Origin of the sequence: Achromobacter sp. HNDS-1 (assembly GCF_040084795.1) — a bacterium.
Lineage (GTDB): Bacteria > Pseudomonadota > Gammaproteobacteria > Burkholderiales > Burkholderiaceae_B > Achromobacter > Achromobacter ruhlandii.
Genome location: NZ_CP157584.1, coordinates 6,034,177 through 6,053,363, shown reverse-complemented (window position 1 = coordinate 6,053,363; position 19,187 = coordinate 6,034,177). Strand labels below are relative to the sequence as shown.

General features: G+C 68.7%; 15 protein-coding genes. 8 read left to right on the top strand and 7 right to left on the bottom strand.

The window, feature by feature from the left end:
- Positions 1–8: 8 nt before the first annotated feature.
- Together ABFG95_RS27925 and ABFG95_RS27920 are read left to right on the top strand one after the other, a co-directional pair.
- Positions 9–749: an amino acid ABC transporter ATP-binding protein gene (locus ABFG95_RS27925; RefSeq protein WP_049070976.1), complete on the top strand. Its 741-nt coding sequence runs from the start codon at positions 9–11 to the stop codon at positions 747–749.
- Between the two features lie 223 nt (positions 750–972).
- Entirely contained in the window at positions 973–3,306 is a 2,334-nt protein-coding gene (locus ABFG95_RS27920; protein ID WP_278993315.1) for a TonB-dependent siderophore receptor, read from the top strand.
- Here the strand turns inward: ABFG95_RS27920 and ABFG95_RS27915 are convergent.
- Both ABFG95_RS27915 and ABFG95_RS27910 read right to left on the bottom strand, forming a co-directional pair.
- Positions 3,284–4,636 carry a HAMP domain-containing sensor histidine kinase gene (locus ABFG95_RS27915; protein ID WP_278993316.1) on the bottom strand — a complete coding sequence of 451 codons (1,353 nt, stop codon included), beginning with the start codon at positions 4,634–4,636 and terminating at the stop codon, positions 3,284–3,286. The two genes, ABFG95_RS27920 and ABFG95_RS27915, sit on opposite strands and share 23 nt — an antisense overlap.
- On the bottom strand, positions 4,596–5,279 hold the full coding sequence (locus tag ABFG95_RS27910; protein ID WP_278993318.1) for a response regulator transcription factor: 684 nt from the start codon (positions 5,277–5,279) through the stop codon (positions 4,596–4,598). The genes ABFG95_RS27915 and ABFG95_RS27910 overlap by 41 nt, the downstream gene beginning before the upstream one ends.
- A 213-nt stretch (positions 5,280–5,492) precedes the next feature.
- On the opposite strand from ABFG95_RS27910, the gene ABFG95_RS27905 reads away from it, so the two are divergent.
- Genes ABFG95_RS27905 through ABFG95_RS27890 form a run of 4 tightly spaced genes read left to right on the top strand, consistent with a single transcriptional unit; the run spans position 5,493 to position 9,012 of the window.
- Entirely contained in the window at positions 5,493–6,614 is a 1,122-nt protein-coding gene (locus ABFG95_RS27905; RefSeq protein WP_278993320.1) for an ABC transporter substrate-binding protein, read from the top strand.
- Between the two features lie 20 nt (positions 6,615–6,634).
- A complete protein-coding gene (locus ABFG95_RS27900; protein ID WP_278993322.1) occupies positions 6,635–7,711 on the top strand; it encodes an iron ABC transporter permease in 1,077 nt (358 codons plus the stop codon).
- Between the two features lie 31 nt (positions 7,712–7,742).
- Positions 7,743–8,198, top strand: a complete 456-nt coding sequence (azu, locus tag ABFG95_RS27895) for an azurin (protein WP_278993324.1) — start codon at positions 7,743–7,745, stop codon at positions 8,196–8,198.
- Between the two features lie 4 nt (positions 8,199–8,202).
- A complete protein-coding gene (locus ABFG95_RS27890) occupies positions 8,203–9,012 on the top strand; it encodes an ABC transporter ATP-binding protein (RefSeq protein ID WP_348995180.1) in 810 nt (269 codons plus the stop codon).
- On the opposite strand, the gene ilvA is transcribed toward ABFG95_RS27890, so the two are convergent.
- The gene (gene ilvA, locus ABFG95_RS27885) at positions 9,009–10,523 is read right to left on the bottom strand and encodes a threonine ammonia-lyase, biosynthetic (protein WP_049077846.1); all 1,515 of its coding nucleotides are present in this window, start codon (positions 10,521–10,523) and stop codon (positions 9,009–9,011) included. The genes ABFG95_RS27890 and ilvA overlap by 4 nt on opposite strands.
- Positions 10,524–10,874: 351 nt before the next feature.
- The gene (locus ABFG95_RS27880; RefSeq protein ID WP_068980817.1) at positions 10,875–12,401 is read right to left on the bottom strand and encodes a helix-turn-helix domain-containing protein; all 1,527 of its coding nucleotides are present in this window, start codon (positions 12,399–12,401) and stop codon (positions 10,875–10,877) included.
- Positions 12,402–12,843: 442 nt separating this feature from the next.
- On the opposite strand from ABFG95_RS27880, the gene ABFG95_RS27875 reads away from it, so the two are divergent.
- Positions 12,844–15,072, top strand: a complete 2,229-nt coding sequence (locus tag ABFG95_RS27875; RefSeq protein WP_054416996.1) for an NADP-dependent isocitrate dehydrogenase — start codon at positions 12,844–12,846, stop codon at positions 15,070–15,072.
- Between the two features lie 134 nt (positions 15,073–15,206).
- On the opposite strand, the gene ABFG95_RS27870 is transcribed toward ABFG95_RS27875, so the two are convergent.
- The 3 genes from ABFG95_RS27870 to ABFG95_RS27860 form a co-directional block, all read right to left on the bottom strand.
- The gene (locus ABFG95_RS27870; RefSeq protein ID WP_278992528.1) at positions 15,207–15,833 is read right to left on the bottom strand and encodes a VTT domain-containing protein; all 627 of its coding nucleotides are present in this window, start codon (positions 15,831–15,833) and stop codon (positions 15,207–15,209) included.
- Between the two features lie 160 nt (positions 15,834–15,993).
- Positions 15,994–16,794: an iron export ABC transporter permease subunit FetB gene (gene fetB / locus ABFG95_RS27865; RefSeq protein WP_348995179.1), complete on the bottom strand. Its 801-nt coding sequence runs from the start codon at positions 16,792–16,794 to the stop codon at positions 15,994–15,996.
- On the bottom strand, positions 16,785–17,399 hold the full coding sequence (locus ABFG95_RS27860; protein ID WP_231132945.1) for an ATP-binding cassette domain-containing protein: 615 nt from the start codon (positions 17,397–17,399) through the stop codon (positions 16,785–16,787). The genes fetB and ABFG95_RS27860 overlap by 10 nt, the downstream gene beginning before the upstream one ends.
- 375 nt (positions 17,400–17,774) lie before the next feature.
- Here ABFG95_RS27860 and ABFG95_RS27855 point away from each other — a divergent pair, with 375 nt between their 5' ends.
- On the top strand, positions 17,775–19,172 hold the full coding sequence (locus tag ABFG95_RS27855) for a SidA/IucD/PvdA family monooxygenase (protein ID WP_063588504.1): 1,398 nt from the start codon (positions 17,775–17,777) through the stop codon (positions 19,170–19,172).
- Positions 19,173–19,187 lie beyond the last annotated feature (15 nt).

Here is a 19,187-nt window from a genome sequence, read left to right as displayed (position 1 = left end):
GTACAGGCATGTCTGATGCCATCATTCGACTGCAGGACGTGAACAAGTGGTACGGCCAGTTCCACGTGCTGCGCAACATCAACCTGGACGTGGCGCCGGGTGAGCGCATCGTGGTGTGCGGGCCGTCCGGCTCGGGCAAGTCCACCATGATCCGCTGCATCAACCGGCTCGAAGAGCACCAGAAAGGCCACATCATCGTGGACGGCACGGAGCTCACCAACGACCTCAAGCACATCGAGACCATCCGCAAGGACGTCGGCATGGTGTTCCAGCACTTCAACCTGTTCCCGCACCTGACGGTGCTGGAGAACCTGACGCTGGGCCCGATGTGGGTCTTGAAGAAGCCGCGCGCCGAAGCCGAGGCCACGGCCATGAAGTACCTGGAACGCGTGCGCATTCCGGACCAGGCCAAGAAATTCCCCGGCCAGCTCTCGGGCGGCCAGCAGCAGCGCGTGGCCATCGCCCGTTCGCTGTGCATGAGCCCCAAGATCATGCTGTTCGATGAGCCGACCTCGGCGCTGGACCCGGAAATGGTCAAGGAAGTGCTGGACGTGATGGTCAACCTGGCCCAGGAAAGCGGCATGACGATGCTGTGCGTGACCCACGAAATGGGCTTCGCGCGCAAGGTCGCCAACCGCGTCATCTTCATGGACCGTGGCGAGATCATCGAGCAGAACAGCCCGGACGAGTTCTTCGACCACCCGCAGAACGAGCGCACCAAGCTGTTCCTGAGCCAGATCCTGCATTGAGGCCGGGCGGGCCCTGGCCCGCTACCACGCCCACCGTGAAAGCGCCTTCCCCGGAAGGCGTTTTTTTCGGACCGCGGGAATGGCCGCCCCGCCGTCAGCCCCCATCGCCGCGAGCGGAACCGCCGTCGTCATGACGATGGCGCCACACGCCTTAACGAGATCTTGAGATGGGCCTTCCTAGAATCGCTAACGATTCTCATTGGCACTTTCCTGGAACCCGACGATGGCGCAGTACAAACCCTCTCATCCCGGCGCGATGGCGCTCAAGACCCTGGGCGTGGCGCTTGGCGCCGCCGCCAGCGCGCAGGCGCAGCCGGCCAGCGACAACGCCACGGTGCTGGCGCCGGTCACGGTGCAGGCCGACAGCCCCGCGCCCTACAAGGCCGACCGGGTGCAATCCGGCAAATTCTCGGAACCGTTGCTGAACACGCCGCAAAGCATCACCGTGGTGCCCCGCGAGGTGCTGGAGGAGCAACAGGCCCAGAGCTTGCAGGACGTGCTGCGCAACGTGCCGGGCATCACCTTCAGCTCCGGCGAGGGCAACCTGGGCTGGGGCGACATGTTCACCATCCGCGGCTTCTCGGCGGAACAGAGCATCACCATCGACGGCATCCGCGACGCCGGCATGTCCAGCCGCACCGACATCTTCAACCTGGAGCGGGCCGAAGTGTTCAAGGGCACCGGCTCGATCGAATCCGGCGTCTCCGCGGTCGGCGGCAGCGTCAACCTGGTCAGCAAGGAAGCCCGGCTGGGCTCGTTCTACAAGGCGTCCGGCGGCCTGGGCACCGACCACTACCGCCGCATCACGGCCGATCTGAACCAGGAACTGACCGACAGCTCGGCGCTGCGCATCAACCTGATGCGTCACCACAACGGCGTGGCCGAGCGCGACGTGACCGAGTTCGACCGCTCCGGCATGGCGGCCTCGCTGGCGATGGGGCTGGGCACGCCCACCCGCGTCACCCTGAACTACCTGCACCAGGAAGACAACAACATTCCCGACGGCGGCGTGCCGATCCAGCGCGGCACCGGTGGCCAGCGCATGCCGAACGTGTCGCGCAACGCCTGGTACGGCGATCCGTCGCTGTACACCGAACAGACCCGCACCGACCAGGCCACCCTGAAGGCGGAACACGATTTCAACGACCGCGTGCGCCTGTCCAACATCAGCCGCTGGGAGCAGACCGACCGCATCGGCGTGCTGTCGCCGGCGCGCCTGAACAGCGCCTCACGCACCTCCTACGGCTACGCCGGCGCCGGGCCGCTGGTCAACAGCGCCGACGGCGTCCCGTCGTACAGCGGCTATGTGGCGCTGGACAACCCCAGCCCCTATGGCCAGCTGCGCGGCAACGACTTCGGCACCTCCAAGCGCTACACCATCCTGGCCAACCAGACCAACCTGAGCCTGGATTTCCAGACCGGCGCCATCAAGCACCAGCTGGTGACCGGCGTGGAGTTCTACAAGGAAACCTACGGCGACCACGAACGCACCATCAAGGCGCCGTCGACCAACCCGACCTTCGACCTGCGCAACAACGGCGGCGTCGACATGGGCGGGGTCGATAAGGTCAAGGGCGCCGACGGCAACCGCGCCGAGGTCTTCAACACCGGCCTGTACGTGGGCGACACGCTGACGCTGACGCCGCAATGGCTGCTGCAGGGCGCGCTGCGCTATGACCGGTTCCGCGTCACGCAGGTCACCGGCTCCGCCGGCCAGCACGGCACCAACCGGGTCGAGGACGGCGCCTGGAGCGGCCGCCTCGGCGTGACCTACAAGCCGGTGCCCGAGGCCAGCCTCTACGCCGCCTACAGCCGGGCCGCGCAGCCGTCCGCGCTGGGCGCCTCGACCAACAACAACATCTACGGCGCCACCGGCGGCGAAAGCTACAAGCCGGCGGTGTCCAAGACCTACGAGCTGGGCGGCAAGTGGGACCTGGCCCAGGGCGACCTGTCGCTGACCGGCGCGGTGTTCCGCACCGAGCTGTCCGACTCCTGGGAGTATGGCGACGACGCCACCGACGTGGTGCGCGCGCTGCCCGCCAAGCGGGTCGACGGCATCGAGCTGGGGCTGGCGGGCAACCTCACCCCGCGCTGGTCGGCCTTCGCCGGCGTCAGCGCCATGAAGAGCCGCATCACCAAAGGCGCCAACAGCGGCGAGCAAGCCAAGAACGTGCCCGACCTGACGTTCAACCTGTGGACCACGTACGCGGCCACCGACAAGCTTTCGCTGAGCTATGGCGCGCAATATGTGGGCAAGCGGCGCTACACCGATAACAAGTACGTAGGCGGAAAGAACAACAATAGTTCCACGGTGTCGGGTCCGTCCGGCACTCATCCCATCTGGATACGCGACGACGAGAAGGCGCCGTCCTACTGGCTGCACTCGGTCGCCGCGCGCTATCGCGTCGACAAGTCGCTGACCCTGGGCATGAACGTGGAGAACCTGTTCAACAAGTTCTACTACAGCCGCGTCGGCGCCTCGCTCGACGGATTCCAGCTCTATGGCGTGCCCGGCGCCGGCCGCACCGTAACCTTCACGGCCGAGCTGTCGTTCTGAGGTCCACCCTGAACACGCTGCCCTGCCCGGGCGCCGACCGCAGCGACACGCGCCAGCCCTGGTGCTCGCAGATGCGCCGCACCAGGGACAGGCCCAGCCCCAGGTTGCCGGCATCGGGCTGCGCGCCGCGCACGAACGGGCTGAAGACGGCTTCCTGCCGTTCCAGCGGGATGCCCGGGCCGTCGTCGGCCACCTGCAGGTAGTCCGGGCCGGCGCTGATCGTGACGCGCGCGCCCGGGCCGGCGTACTGCAGCGAGTTGCGGATCAGGTTGGACAGCAGCGCGCGCAGCAAGGGCGCGGGATAACGCGGCGCGTCGGCCTGCGCGGCCGCCGCCTGCGCATCGTCTGGATCCGCCACGCTCGCCTGCGCCGGCGCTTCGAGTACGAGCGACATGCCGCGCCGCTGCGCCATCGCGCTCCAGGCCGCCAGTTGTTCACGCGCCGCGCCGCCGGCGCTTTCGCGCTTGAACTGGTCACTGGCGTCGCGCCCGCGCGCCAGCATCAGGTAGGTATCGAGCCGTTCGCCCATGTCGGCCGCGGCCGCGGCGATGCGCCGCACGCGAGCGCTGCCGTCGGCGTCCAGGCCGGGTTCGTCCAGCAGCAGCTCGCAGGAGCTGGAAATCACCATCAGCGGCGTGCGCAATTCATGGCCGACGTCCGCCGTGAACAACTGTTCGCGCCGCAGCGCCTGTTCGAGCTGGTTGTAGGTGGCGTCGAAGGCGTCCGCCAGCCGGCCGATCTCGTCCGGCGGATAGTCCGCCGCCAGGCGGGTCTGGGGCGGCTGCGCGCCGCGCGCCGTGACCTGCGCCGCCAGCCGCGCCAGCGGCCGCAACATGCGCCGCGTCGCCAGCGTGCCCAGCACGAACGCCAGCACCAGGCCGCCGGCCAGGCCGCTGACCACGGTCCAGTGCGAAGTGGACTGGTTGCGTTCGTACTCGGTGTAGTCGCGCAGCAGCATGTAGCGCTGGCCGTCCTTGTCGTCCACCATCACGTGCCAGACGCGGCCGTCGCGCTCGATCTTGTGAAAGCCCGGCGCCAGCCCGCGCAGCCCCGCCGGAAACGCCTCGCTGCCCGGCGCGCCATGGAAGAAACGGTGCGGCCGTCCGGGATCGACGCCGGCCAGGAAATCGTTGCGCACCCGTTCCACCGCCATGCCCATGTCGATGCGCTGCAGGTGGACTTCAAGTGTGTTCACGCTCCAGATCGAGACCCAGGTCAGCGCGCCGCCGACCAGCAGCGCCAGCAGCAGGTAGGTGCGCACCAGATAGCGCGCCAGCCCGCGCCGCGCGCTACGCATCGTCAACGGCCCGCAGTTGGTAGCCGATGCCATGCACCGTGTGCAGCAGCGGCGTGGCGAACGGCTTGTCCACCACCTGGCGGATCTGGTGGATGTGCGTTCGCAGGCTGTCGCTGTCCGGCGGCGAATCGCGCCACAGCGCCTCTTCGAGCCGGCCGCGGTGCACCACCGCCGGACTGGCGCGCATCAGCAGCATCAGCAGTTGCAGCGGCGACGGCGGCAGCCGCAGCGCCTGCCCGCCGCGCGCCAGCGCCAGCGTGCCGGTATCCAGCGTCAGGTCGCCGACCCGCAGCACACGCGCCGCGCCGGCGCCGCTGGCGCGGTGCAGCAGCGCCTTGGCGCGCGCGGCCAGTTCAGCCAGGGCGAACGGCTTGACCAGGTAGTCGTCGGCGCCGGCGTCGAACCCCGTCAACCGGTTGTCCAGGGTATCGCGCGCGGTCACCATGATCACCGGCGTATCGCAGCCGGCCTCGGTGCGCAGCCGCCGGCACAGGTCATAGCCGTCCAGCCGCGGCAGCATCAGGTCCAGCACGATCAGGTCGAAGCCGCCCTCGGCCGCCATGGCGTAGCCGCGCAGCCCGTCCTCGGCGCAGTCGACGATGTAGCCGTGGCGCGTCAGGTGGTGCGTGATGTTGGCGAGGATGTCGGGGTCGTCTTCGATGACAAGAACACGCATGGGCGGAGCGGGGAATGGAAATCAATCTCAGATTGTAAGCGCGGCCGCGATCCGGTCATGGAAGCCCATCGGTTCGCGGCGCTGCCGCCACAACCTGGCGCGCGTCTTAACGAATTCTTGAACCCCGATGGCGGAGACTGCCTGCCGATAGGAATGGTTCGCGTTACCCGCAAGCCCGCGGGGCGTGTCGTGGCCACTGGATCGGGATCTCCCATGCGTTTGAAAATCATGTTCCGCGCGGCGCTGGCCGCCACCGCCCTGCTCTGCGCCCTGCCCGGCGTCCAGGCGCGCCAGGTGACCGACCTGGCCGGCCGCGTCGTCACCGTGCCCGATCATCCGCGGCGGGTGCTGCTGGGCGAAGGCCGCTTCGTCTTCGCCATGGCGCTGCTGGACCGCGCCGACCCGGTGGCGCGCGTGGTCGGCTGGCAGGGCGAACTCAAGCAACAGGATCCCTATTCCTGGCTGCAGCTGATCAAGCGGTTCCCCAAGGCGGCCGAGGTGCCGCTGATCGGCACCACCTCGGAGGCCAGCGTCAGCCCGGAGAAGATTGTCTCGCTCAAGCCGGACGTGGCCATCTTCAGCCTGAGCGGCCACGGCCCGGGCCGCAACAACCCGATGATCGCGTCACTGCAGCAGGCCGGCATCCCGGTCGTGTTCATCGATTTCCGCCAGCATCCGGTCAAGAACACCGTGCCCAGCCTGCGTATCCTGGGCCAGGCGCTCGACCGCCGGGAACAGGCCGAGCGCTACATCGCCTTCTATGAATCGCACCTGGCCAAGGTCCGCGAGCTGGTGCAGCCGGTGCCGCAGGCCGAGCGTCCGCGCGCATTCGTCGAGATGCTGGCCGGCGTGTGGCCCGCCTGCTGCCACACCACCGGCAACGGCAGTTTCGGCGACCTGCTGGAAGCCGCCGGCGGCGTCAACGTCGCCGCCCCGGTGCTGCCGGGCGCGATCGGCGACGTCAGCATGGAGTTCCTGCTCCAGGCCCAGCCGCAGGTCTACATCGCCACCGGCAGCCGCTCCGACCCCGGTCGCCCCGGCCTGCTGGTCGGCCCCGGCGCCGCGGCCGATGTCTCCGCCGCCAGCCTGTCCATCCTGCTGGGACGCGACGGCATCCGCGATCTGGACGCGGTCAAGCGCGGCCGCGCCTTCGGCATCTGGCACGCGTTCTACAACTCGCCCTACAACATCGCGGCAATCGAAGCGATGGCCAAGTGGCTGTACCCCGAACGCGCCGCCGCGCTGGACCCGGACGCCACGCTGGCCACGCTGTACCGCGACTTCCTCGACGTGGACGGCGCCGGCACCTACTGGACCGCACCCGTCGCCCGTTGACGGCAGGCAGGCACGCCATCATGCAGACTTCCGCTACCGTCCTCGCCGCCGACGGCGTCCTGGACGATCCCGTCGCCCGCTACCATCGCACCCGCCGGCGGCGGCTGGCGCTGGCCCTGGCGCTGGCCGTGGCCATCGCCATCAGCCTGCTGGCCGACATCGCCACCGGCCCGGCCGGCCTGGCGCCGCTCGACCTGCTGCGCACCCTGCTGCACCCCGACGCCGCCGACGCCGGCACCCGCGTCATCGTCTGGCAGTTCCGCCTGCCCTACGCCCTGATGGCGCTGCTGGTGGGCCTGGCCCTGGGCCTGGGCGGCGCCGAGATGCAGACCATGCTGGACAACCCGCTGGCCAGCCCCTATACGCTGGGCGTGTCGGCCGCGGCCGCGTTCGGCGCCTCGCTGGCCATCACCCTGGACTGGCACGCGCCGGCGCTGCCGCCCGGCATGGTGGTGTCGCTGTCGGCCTTCGCCAGCACCCTGGTGTCGGTGCTGATCCTGGAACGCGTGGCGCGCTGGCGCGGCGGATCGACGCTGGGCGTGGTGCTGTTCGGCATCGCGCTGGTGTATTCGTTCCAGGCGCTGGTCATGCTGCTGCAGTTCATCGCCAGCGAGGAAGCGCTGCAAGGCATCGTGTTCTGGACCATGGGCAGCCTGGCGCGCGCCACCTGGACCACCGTGGGCGTGATGGCGGCCGCGCTGGCGCTGGCGTTGCCGTTCTCGCTGCGCGACGCCTGGAAACTCACCGCCGTGCGCCTGGGCGAGGAACGCGCCGCCAGCTTCGGCATCGACGTCAAGCGCCTGCGCCTGGTGAGCCTGCTGCGGGTCAGCGCGCTGGCGGCGCTGGCGGTGTCGTTCGTCGGCACCATCGGCTTCGTCGGCCTGGTGGCGCCGCACATCGCCCGCCTGCTGCTGGGCGAAGACCATCGCTACTACCTGCCTGGCAGCGCGCTGGCCGGCGCGCTGATCCTGTCGCTGGCCTCGGTCGCCTCAAAGACCGTGCTGCCCGGCGCGCTGGTGCCGGTGGGCATCGTGACCTCGCTGGTCGGCATTCCCTTCTTTCTCACCATCGTCATCCGCGCCCTCAAGCGCGGCTGACGCCTTTCCCTGCCCCCGGAGACGCCTCCCCATGCAAACCCGTTACCCGCTCGCCCTCGTCGCCCTGCTGGCCGCCGGCGCCGCCCACGCCGCCGAGCCCGCCTGCGGCATCGACATCGAAGGCCAGCCCGGCAAGAAGTTCGCGCCCAACCACATCGTGGTGCCCGCGACCTGCCAGGACTTCACGGTGCGCCTCATCCACACCGGCAAGAACAGCAAGGAAAAGGCCGGCCACAACTGGGTGCTGACCAAGACCGAGGACATCGACGCGGTCATGGTCGACGGCATCAAGGCGGGCGCGGCGCACGACTTCCTGGCGCCGGGCGACGGTCGCATCCTGGCCAGGACGCCGATGCTCGGCGGCGGTGAAACCGCCACCGTCACCTTCCCCGTCAGCCGCCTGGCCGCGGGTGAGTCCTACACCTTCTATTGCTCGTTCCCGGCCCACGCCCAGCACATGCGCGGCACGCTGGCACTGCAGCGCTGACGCCATGACCTCGCTGGAGATCCGCGCGCTGACCGCCGGCTACGGCAACCGCCCGGTGCTGCGCGGCCTGCGGGCGGCGCCGCTGCCCGAGGGCACGCTGACCGCCCTGCTGGGGCCGAACGGCAGCGGCAAATCGACCCTGCTCAAGACGCTGGCGGGGCTCAATCCCATGCTGGACGGCGACCTGCGGCTGGACGGCGCGGATTTCGCCGGCCTCTCTCCGGCCCGCCGCGCCGAGCACGCCATGTACATGCCCCAGGCCCTGCCCAAGGGCGTGCACATGACCGTGCTGGAGTCGGTGCTGGTGGCGGCCCGCTCGGGCCGCGCGCGCCAGGGCGGCGACGCCTTGATGCGCGAGGCCATGCAGGTGCTGACCGAACTGGGCATCGGCCATCTCGCCAGCCGCTACCTCGACGAGCTGTCCGGCGGCCAGAAGCAGCTGGCCTCGCTGGCGCAGGCGCTGGTGCGGCGGCCGCGCCTGCTGCTGCTGGACGAACCGCTGTCGGCGCTGGACCTGAACTACCAGTTCCATGTCATGGACGTGCTGCGGCGCCAGACCGTCCGCCACCGGCTCATCACGCTGGTGGTGCTGCACGACCTGAACATCGCGCTGCGCCACGCCGACCATGCGCTGTTGCTGCACGGTGGCATCCTGCTGGCCGAAGGCCCGCCGCGGCACGTGGTCACGCCCGATACGCTGCGCCGCGCCTATGGCGTGCTGGCGCGCGTGGAGCGCTGCCCGCAAGGCCAGCCCCAGGTGCATGTGGACGGGTTGGCCCATCATGGGCTGGCCCACCATGGGCTGGCCGCCTAGATCAGGAACTGCCGGTACGCCTCGTTCGCCGTCTCTTCCCAATGCGCGTAGCCCAGTTGCGCCAGGAAGCGGTCCAGCGCCGCGTCGTCCGCCAGCGGCGCCTGGATGCCCACCAGCACCGAGCTGAAGTCCGCGCCCTGGTTACGGTAGTGGAATAGGCTGATGTTCCAGTTCGGCGCCATTGCCGACAGGAACTTCATCAGCGCGCCCGGACGCTCCGGAAACTCGAAGCGGAACAGCCGTTCGCCGCCCGCCAGCGGCGAGCGTCCGCCCACCATGTAGCGGATGTGCTGCTTGGAGACTTCGTTGTGGCTCAGGTCGCTGACCGCGAAGCCTTCCTGCTCCAGGCCGCGCATGATGTCCGCGGCCTCGCCGCGGCGCGCGATCTGCACGCTGACGAAGATGCGGGCGGTGTTGGCATCGGCGATACGGTAGTTGAATTCGGTCACGCTGCGCTGCCCCATCACCGCGCAGAAGCGGCGGAAGCTGCCGCGCTCCTCGGGCAGCGTCACGGCGAACACGGCTTCGCGCGCCTCGCCCACCTCGGCCCGGTCCGCCACGAAGCGCATGCGGTCGAAATTCATGTTGGCGCCCGAGGTGATCGCCACCAGCGACTGGCCCTGCGCGCCTTCGCGCTCGACGTACTGCTTGAGCCCGGCCAGCGCCAGCGCGCCCGCCGGTTCCAGCACGCTGCGGGTGTCCAGGAACACGTCCTTGATCGCCGCGCAGACCGCGTCGGTATCCACCAGGATGACTTCGTCCAGATACTGGCGGCACAGCCGGAAGGTCTCTTCACCCACCAGCTTGACCGCCGTGCCATCGGAGAACAGCCCCACTTCGGCCAGGCTGACCCGCTCGCCCACCTGGATCGACTGCGCCATGGCGCTGGAATCGACCGTCTGCACCCCGATCACCTTGACCGAAGGGTCCACCGCCTTCATGTACACCGACACCCCCGCCGCCAGGCTGCCGCCGCCGATCGGCACGAACACCGCGTCCAGGCGCCCCGGGTGCTGGCGCAGGATCTCCATGCCGACCGTGCCCTGGCCAGCGATGACGTAGGGATCGTCGAACGCCGGGATGAAGGTCAGGTCCTGGTCGCGGGCCAGCGTCTGCGCGTAGGCGTAGGCGTCGCTGTAGGAATCGCCCGCCAGCACCACCTGCACCGTCGGGCCGCCGAAGGCGCGCACCGCGTCCACCTTCACCTGCGGCGCGGTCTGCGGCACCACGATGGTGGCGCGCACGCCGAGCCGGGCGGCGGAGATTGCCACGCCCTGGGCGTGGTTGCCGGCCGAGGCAGTGATGACGCCGCGTTCAAGCGCCGCCTGCGGCGTGTTGCGCATCTTGTTGTAGGCGCCGCGCACCTTGAACGAGAACACCGGCTGGTTGTCCTCGCGCTTGAGATGCACGCGGTTGCCCAGCCGGCGCGACAGGCCCTGGGCCAGGTCCAGTTCGGTTTCGCGGGCGATATCGTAGACCCGCGCCGTCAGGATCTGGCGCAGGTATTCCATGGGCGCGGCATGGCCCGGCGTGAAGGGGTCGGTGTGGGACGTCTTGGCGGTGGCGGCTTGCGGTTGTTGCATGAAGACTCTCTGCGGCGTGGGGGCTGGGCCCGGCAGAGGCGGCAACAAAAAACCCGCCTCGTGGGGCGGGTTTGTTTGACTGACTGCGGTCGCGCGTTAACCCACCATTCCAGGAATGATGGTAATAATCAGCGAAATGCGGACGGCGCGGGAAGTCATGGGCCGTAGCTTCCCGCAAGCGGGGCCATTTGTCAAATCGCGCATCAACTCGAACCGCGCCGCCCGCCTTGCCGACGCGGCGGGGCACATGGCGAGTACATGGCGAATACAACAGGGCGCCTACAGATAGACGCCCACCCGCGACGGCAGGTCATCGATCGGCCGGTGCCTGGCCAGCTGCGCCAGCACGCCCCGGAACATGTTCTTCCTGCCGGCCGCGTCCGGCACCCGCCGCACGAACAGGTATTCAAAGTGCGCCAGCAGGCGCCGCAGCAGGTCTGCGTCCAGGGCCAGCAGGATCTGCCGCAGATCGTCGGGCAGGACCTCGTCCGGCGAAGACAGGAACAGCCCCATCTGCGTCCGCGTCAGCGGCTTGGTCCGGTACAGCGTCTCGCAGGCCGCCTGGCAGGCCTGGCGGTCGTCCAGCGCCAGCAGCGTGGTGCACTTGAGCACCATCAGGAACACCTGGAATTCCGACCCCGGCTCGGCCAGTTCGATGCCCTGGTCGAAGTGGTCGATGGCTTCGCGCAGACGGCCACGGTTCAGGCGCAACTGGCCCATCACCGAAAACGCCGAGGCGAAGGCGGTGCCGTGGCTGAAGGCGTCCTCGGCCAAGGCCTCGGCCAGCTCCAGGTGGTCGTGGCTGACAAAGCACAACAGCTTGGCCGCCGCCAGCGCCAGCAGCGGATTGGCGCGCACGCGCGGCAGCGCCTGGAACACCAGGGCCTCGATCCGCGGCTCCAGTTCGGCCGGATCGCTGGACAGGTCCAGCACCAGCCGCGCATACAGGTGCGACGCCCACATCAGCGCGGTGTGAGGATCGTCCGGACTTTCGGCGCGCAGCTTTTCCAGTTCCGACGCCGACTCCAGCCAGCTTTGCGGCGTGCGCGACAGCAGTTGCGCGGCGCGATGCAGGCGCAACTCGATGGGCTCGTCGGTGGGGCCGGCCAGTTCGCCACGGGCCCGCGCCAGACTGCGCCAGATCTCGCTCTTGATGGAGGCGGCGAAGGTGGAAGCGGCGCTGCGGCCGACCGCGGCCTCGTCGGCCGGGGCGATGGTCCAGCGTTCGGCGCGCAGCGCGGCGCCGCTGGCGGCCTCGCGCAGCACCACGGCGCAGTGCACGCCGGCTTGGTCCTGGCGCAGCCCGACCTCGACACGAAACGGCGCCTGGGCCTCGTTGGCGGCCGCCAGCGACAACAGGCTGACGCCGCGCTCGCTCGGCAGGCGGGCGCGCAGGGCGCCGGCCAGATCCACCAGGAAGGCCTTGACCCTCGGTTCGGTCCGCAGGGCCTCGGGGCCGGCGGCCGGGCCGATGGCGACGTAGACATCGCCGCCCGGCTCCGGCTCGGGCGCGGCGATCCAGCTATAGCCTTCGCCATAGCTGGTGGCGATGAAGCGCGGCGCGCGGGCCGAATCGCCCAGCTTGCCGCGCAGGCGGTTGATCATCAGGTCAACGCTGCGTTCGAGCGCGTCGGCCTCGCCGCGCTGGGTCGCGTCCAGCAGGCGCTGGCGCGGCAGGATCTGGCCCATGTGCCCGACCAGCAGCGCCAGCGCCGCGCTCTCGACCGGCGTGAAGTGGATCGTCTGGCCATCGGGACGGCTGGCGTAGTGGAACTTCGGATCGAACGACAGACTGCCAAACCGCATTGCATCTCCACGCGCCGGGCTGCACAACGCCCATCGTCATCCGGCGCCCCGCTCTTTTCCGCCCGCGGACTGGCGCGAACGGATGCGGAATATTAGCCATAACTTCCATGCCGATACCAGCAAGTTATGGTCATTTGGCGCCATTCCTGGAAACAAAAAGGCACTTTTCCGCCCCGACCGCACGGCCCGCGGACGATTGGCGCCCATTTCCGCGCGCGCCAGACGGGGCGCGGTATTACAATGTTCGATTCGTGGCAGTCGTACCTTCCAGGCGGTCGGGCAATTGGACCAGCACATAAAGGACGGGCGGCGCCATGTTGAGCCGATCGGGGCCTGCCCGGGTCTGCCCATACGAACCCACTCTCGACAACATCTACCGGCTGACGCCGCATAGCATGTTCGGGTTTGCGCCTAGCGCCACCGCCGAACAGATTCAAGGATCATGTCTCTTACTCCGAAGATTATCTACACCCTCACCGACGAAGCTCCGGCGCTTGCAACCCGTTCCCTGCTGCCGATCGTCCAGACCTTCGCGAAGTCCGCTGGCATCACGGTCGAGACCCGCGACATCTCCCTGGCGGGCCGCATCATCGCCCTGTTCCCCGACTACCTCGACGACAGCCAGAAGCTGGGCGACGCCCTGTCCGAACTGGGCGCCCTGGCGGTCCAGCCCGAAGCCAACATCATCAAGCTGCCGAACATCAGCGCCTCGATGCCGCAGCTCAAGGCCGCCATCAAGGAACTGCAGGACCAGGGCTACAAGCTGCCCGACTACCCGGACGCCCCGGCCAACGACACCGAGCGCGACGTCAAGGCGCGCTACGACAAGGTCAAGGGCAGCGCCGTCAACCCCGTGCTGCGCGAAGGCAACTCCGACCGCCGCGCCCCGCTGTCGGTGAAGAACTACGCCCGCAAGCACCCGCACAAGATGGGCGCCTGGACGGCTGACTCCAAGGCCCACGTGGCGCACATGGACAGCGGCGACTTCTACGGCACCGAAAAGTCGGCCCTGATCGCCGAAGCCGGCGACGTCAAGATCGAACTGACCGCCGCCGACGGCACCAAGACCGTGCTGAAGGAAAAGACCCCGGTCAAGGCCGGCGAGATCATCGACGCCGCCGTGCTGTCGACCGCCAAGCTCAAGACCTTCCTGCAGGCCCAGATCGACGACGCGCGCGCCCAGGGCGTGCTGTTCTCGGTGCACCTGAAGGCCACCATGATGAAGGTCTCCGACCCCGTCATCTTCGGCCACGTGGTGTCGGTGTTCTACAAGGACGTGCTGGCCAAGCACGCCGCCGTCCTCAAGCAGGCCGGCTTCGATCCCAACAATGGCATCGGCGACCTGTACGCCAAGATCCAATCGCTGCCCGCCGACCAGCAGGCCGCGATTACCGCCGACATCGACGCCGCCTACAAGACGCTGCCGCAGCTGGCCATGGTGAACTCCGACAAGGGCATCACCAACCTGCACGTGCCCAGCGACGTCATCGTCGACGCCTCCATGCCCGCCATGATCCGCGACTCGGGCAAGATGTGGAACGCCGAAGGCAAGCTGCAGGACGCCAAGGCCGTCATCCCCGACCGCTGCTACGCCGGCGTCTACCAGGCCGTCATCGACGACTGCAAGCAGCACGGCGCCTTCAATCCGGTCACGATGGGCAGCGTGCCCAACGTCGGCCTGATGGCCCAGGCCGCCGAGGAATACGGCTCGCACAACAAGACCTTCGTGGTCCCCGCCACCGGCACCGTGCGCGTCACCGACGCCTCGGGCAAGGTGCTGCTGGAGCAGGCCGTCGAAGCCGGCGACCTCTGGCGCATGTGCCAGACCAAGGACGCCGCGATCCAGGACTGGGTCAAGCTGGCCGTCACCCGCGCCCGCGTCAGCCAGACGCCGGCCGTGTTCTGGCTGGACGAAAAGCGCGCCCACGACGCCCAGGTCATCGCCAAGGTCAAGCAGTACCTGAACGACCACGACACCAGCGGCCTGGATCTGCGCATCCTGCCCCCGGTCGAGGCCACCAAGTTCTCGCTCAAGCGCATCCGCGAAGGCCTGGACACCATCTCCGTCACCGGCAACGTGCTGCGCGACTACCTGACCGACCTGTTCCCCATCATGGAACTGGGCACCAGCGCCAAGATGCTGTCGATCGTGCCGCTGGTCGCCGGCGGCGGCCTGTTCGAAACCGGCGCCGGCGGTTCGGCGCCCAAGCACGTGCAGCAGTTCCTGGAAGAAGGCTTCCTGCGCTGGGATTCGCTGGGCGAGTTCATGGCCCTGGCCGCGTCGCTGGATCACCTCGGCCGCGCCTACGACAACGCCCGCGCCCTGGTGCTGGGCAAGACGCTGGACCTGGCCACCGCCAAGTTCCTGGACGAGAACAAGTCGCCCGACCGCAAGGTCGGCGGCCTGGACAACCGCGGCAGCCACTTCTATCTGGCGATGTACTGGGCCCAGGCCCTGGCCGAGCAGACCGACGACCGCGCGCTGGCCGCGCTGTTCGCCCCGGCCGCGGCCGCGTTCGCGCAAGGCGAAGCCAAGATCCTGGAAGAGCTCAAGGCCGCCCAGGGCAAGCCGGTCGACATCGGCGGCTACTACCAGCCCAACGAAGACAAGGCCAGCCGCGCCATGCGCCCCAGCGCCACGCTGAACCAGGTGCTGGCCAGCATCGGCTAAGCCCCGTCACGCCCCCGGGCCAGCCGGCCCGGTCGCGCCAAGGCCGGCGGTTCCTCACGGAGCCGCCGGCTTTTTTCTTGCTTTATCGTCGTGGCCGGCCCTTGTCGCCGGCGACCGGCCGTCCCTCGCGGCCGCTAGGCTTGCGAGACTCGCCGCGCCCGGCGGATCTGCAGCCATTGCAGCGCCACCGGAATCAGCGACAGCCCGATGATGATGACCGACACCCAGTGCAGGTTGGCGCGCACCCAGGCGATCGAGCCGAGCCAGTAGCCGGCCAGCAGCATCGAGCCGCACCAGAGGATGGCGCCGACCACGTTGTAGACGAAGAAGGTGCGGCGCGGCATCTGCGACAGCCCGGCCACGAACGGCGCCAGCGTGCGCACGATCGGCACGAAGCGCGCCACCGTGATGGTCATGGCGCCATAGCGGGCGAAATAGTCGCGCGCGCGTTCCAGGTGGTCCGGCTTGACCCAGCGGCTGTGGGCGAGCTTCTGCCCCCAGCGGGACGAGGCGATGGCATAGTTGAGCGCGTCGCCGGCAATGGCGGCGGCCGTGATGGCCGCCAGCGACACCAGCGGATCGATGCCCGCCAGGCCCAGGAAAGCGCCGGCCGCGAACAGCAGCGAATCGCCCGGCAGGAACGGCATCACCACCAGGCCGGTCTCGATAAACACGATGGCGGCGATGATGCAGGTGCCCAGCACCCAATTCTGCGCCAGCAGCGCCATCAGGCCCTGCTCGCTGGTCAACCACGCAAACATCTCGGTAATGCTCATACGGATCCCGCCCTTCTTTTGCGGCCGGGGACGCCGGCCATTCTATGGAGGGACGGAGTATGCGGCAGATCCCGTCGATATTTCATCAAATTTCGTCGGGGCGCGCGCCCTGATGGACGCGAGGCGGCCCTGCGCGCCGCTCGCGCTAGCGCTCAGCCATCAGCCGATCGAGCCGCAGCCGGCCACGCTCGTCCGTCAGCCGGCGCATGGCGCCGTAGGCCGCGCCCATGGCCGCCATGCCGCTGGCGCCGCAGAGCAGAAACATCAACAGGATCTGGTACTTGGCGGCATCGATGGGATCCATGCCGGCGATGATCTGGCCGGTCATGATGCCGGGCAGCGTGATGATGCCCGCCGCCGACATCTGGTTGATGCTGGGCACGATGCCGCGGCGCACGGATTCCCGCAGCAGCACGGCGAAGGCCTGGTGCGCCGTGGCCCCCAGGGACAGGCGCGCCTCGATGGCCAGCTTTTCGCGGCGCACGCCGGACAACACGCTGTCCAGCGCCAGGCTGGCCGCGTTGAGCACGCTGCCCAGCACGATGCCGACCAGCGCGATCGTGTAGCGCGGGTCGTACCAGGGCTCGGGCCGCAACGCGGTCGACAGGATGAACAGCGCGGTAATGACCGTCGTGGCGACGACGGCCATGGCGCCCACATAACCGTTGCCGTGGCCGGCCAGGCGCGCCTTGGGCCGGGCGGCGACCTCGCGCGCCGCCAGCGCCATCATCACGGCCACCACCAGCGCGGTCAGCCAGGGCGCCGCGTGCGCGAACACGATGCGCAGGATGTGGCCGACCAGCAGCAGCTGCACCACGGTGCGCAGCGCCGCCCACAGCACCTGCTTTTGCAGGTTGAGCCGCAGCGCGAAGGAAATGCCGGCCGACAGCACAACCAGCAGCGAAGCGATGATCAGGTCGGTGGCCTGCAGTTTGATCACGTCCATTGCGGCTCCAGCTTGCCCTGCGCCATGCGCCAGCCGCGGCGGGCCATGCGCCGGGCCTGGTCGGGGTTGTGGGTCACCATCAGGATGGCCGCGCCGCCGTCCAGGTAGCGGCGCAGCTCGGCTTCCACCAATTCGGTGGCGGCGGGATCGAGCGCGGCGGTGGGTTCATCCAGCAACAGCGCGCGCGGCGCCAGCGCCAGTGCGCGCGCCAGGGCGGCCCGCTGGCGTTCGCCGGTGGACAGCTCCTGCACCAGCGCGTCCATTTTCCCGGCCGGCAGGCCCATGCGCTGCATCAGCTCGGCGGCCCGCGCGCGATCGGCGAAGTGCGGAGCGACATGGTCGTCCCACCAGCCGGCCTCGGCCTGGCAGTAGATCACCTGGCGGCGCCATTGGTGACCGCGCATGCCCGAACGCGGCGCGCCGTCGAGTTCGATTTCACCGTGGCCGGGGTCCAGGTCGGCGACCTGGCGCAACAGCAGCGATTTGCCCGACCCCGAAGGGCCGGTGATGGCGGCGCATTCCCCCGCCGCGAGATCCAGGCTGACGGGCGACAAGCGCTCGCTGTAGACGCCGCGCAGCCTGAGCACGGGACGTTTATCTGACATGGCGGCAAGCATAACCCGCGCGGGTCCGCGCCGCACCGGCGCGTTGCCGGCGCTGGCGCCGCATGAGGATATGCCCGCCGATCGCGTCCCTATGCGCTTTGCCACCCTGCATATGAGCGCCGCCTGCATGGCGCGGGCGATGCGTCGCGCCCGGCGCGCATTTGCTAGAGTGCCAATATTGCAAATGAAAATCATACCCAAACAGATGTTGAATTCATGCAATACCGGCGATGGAAATTCTTTGTTGTCGCAGTGGACCGACGGCCCGGCGAGCCGCTCGCGTCCCGTTCCGCCTGACTAGCCGGCCCTGTTCCGAGTATGCCCGCCCCGGGCATCGTCCGTGCAACGAGAGACTCCGCAAAAGGCGTAACCATCATGAACCGTGAAATCTATGACTTCGTCGCGATCGGCCTAGGCCCTTTCAATCTCAGCCTGGCCTGCCTGTCGGCCCCGCTGCCCGGCGTGCGCGCCCTCTTCCTGGACAAGAAGCCGGGCTTCGACTGGCACCCCGGCATGCTGATCGAGGCCTCCACCCTGCAGAATCCATTCCTGGCGGACCTGGTCAGCCTGGCCGATCCGCGCAGCGAATACAGCTACCTGAACTACAGCAAGCAGACCGGCCGCATCTATTCGTACTACATGCGCGAGAACCACTATCTCACCCGCGCCGAGTACAACCGCTACTGCAAGTGGGTGGCCGCGCGCCTGCCCAACCTGCGCTTCAACAGCGACGTGCAGAGCGTGCTGCACGACCCCGAGACCGACACCTACCTGGTCACCGGCCAGCACAGCGTCAATGGCGAACGCTTCATGGTCCGCTGCCGCAAGCTGGTGCTGGGCCTGGGGTCGCAGCCGGTGCTGCCGCCCTGCTGCGACCGGCGCGAGGCGCCCTACATCCACAGCGCCGAGTACCTGCGGCACAAGGAGCAACTGCAGCGGCGCGCCTCGATCACCATCGTCGGCAGCGGCCAGAGCGCGGCCGAGGTGTTCCACGACCTGCTGCGCGACAGCGACGAACACGACTACAGCCTGGCCTGGATCACCCGTTCGCCGCGCTTTTTCCAGATGGAGAACACCAAGCTCACGCTGGAGCTGATCTCGCCGGACTACACCAACTACTTCTACGACCTGCCCGAAGACCGCCGCCGCCAGATCCTGGCCGAGCAGAGCAGTCTGTACAAGGGCATCAACGCCTCGCTCATCAACCAGATCTACGACCTGCTGGACGAGAAGATCCACAACGGCGACCGCCGCTATACGCTGCTGACCAATGCCGAGTTGTGCGCCAGCCGTTACGACCGCCACGCCGCCCGCTACCACCTGGAGTTCCGCCACGTCGACACCGGGCAGGTGTTCTCGCACGCGGCCGACGGCCTGGTGCTGGCCACCGGTTATGCCCGCAGCATCCCCGCGTGCGTCAATCCGATCCACGACCGCATCGCCTGGGCCGAGGACGGCAACTACCAGATCGCCCGCAACTACACCATCGACCACGGCGGCAACGAGATCTTCGTGCAGAACAGCGGCCTGCTCAGCCATGGCGTCACCAATCCCGACCTGGGCTTCTGCTGCTACCGCAATTCGCAGATCCTGCGCGAACTGACCGGCCACGAGCACTACGCCATCGAGCCGCGCACCGCGCTGCAGGACTTCCGTCCGCCGGCCAGCGGCGTGTTGGCGCATCGCGCGGCCCAGCCGGCGCCGGCGTGCCGCGGCGCCGTCGCGCCGGAACTGATGCCCATGCTGGACGGCCATCGCGCCGCCACCGTCTGATGCCCCGGGAGCCCG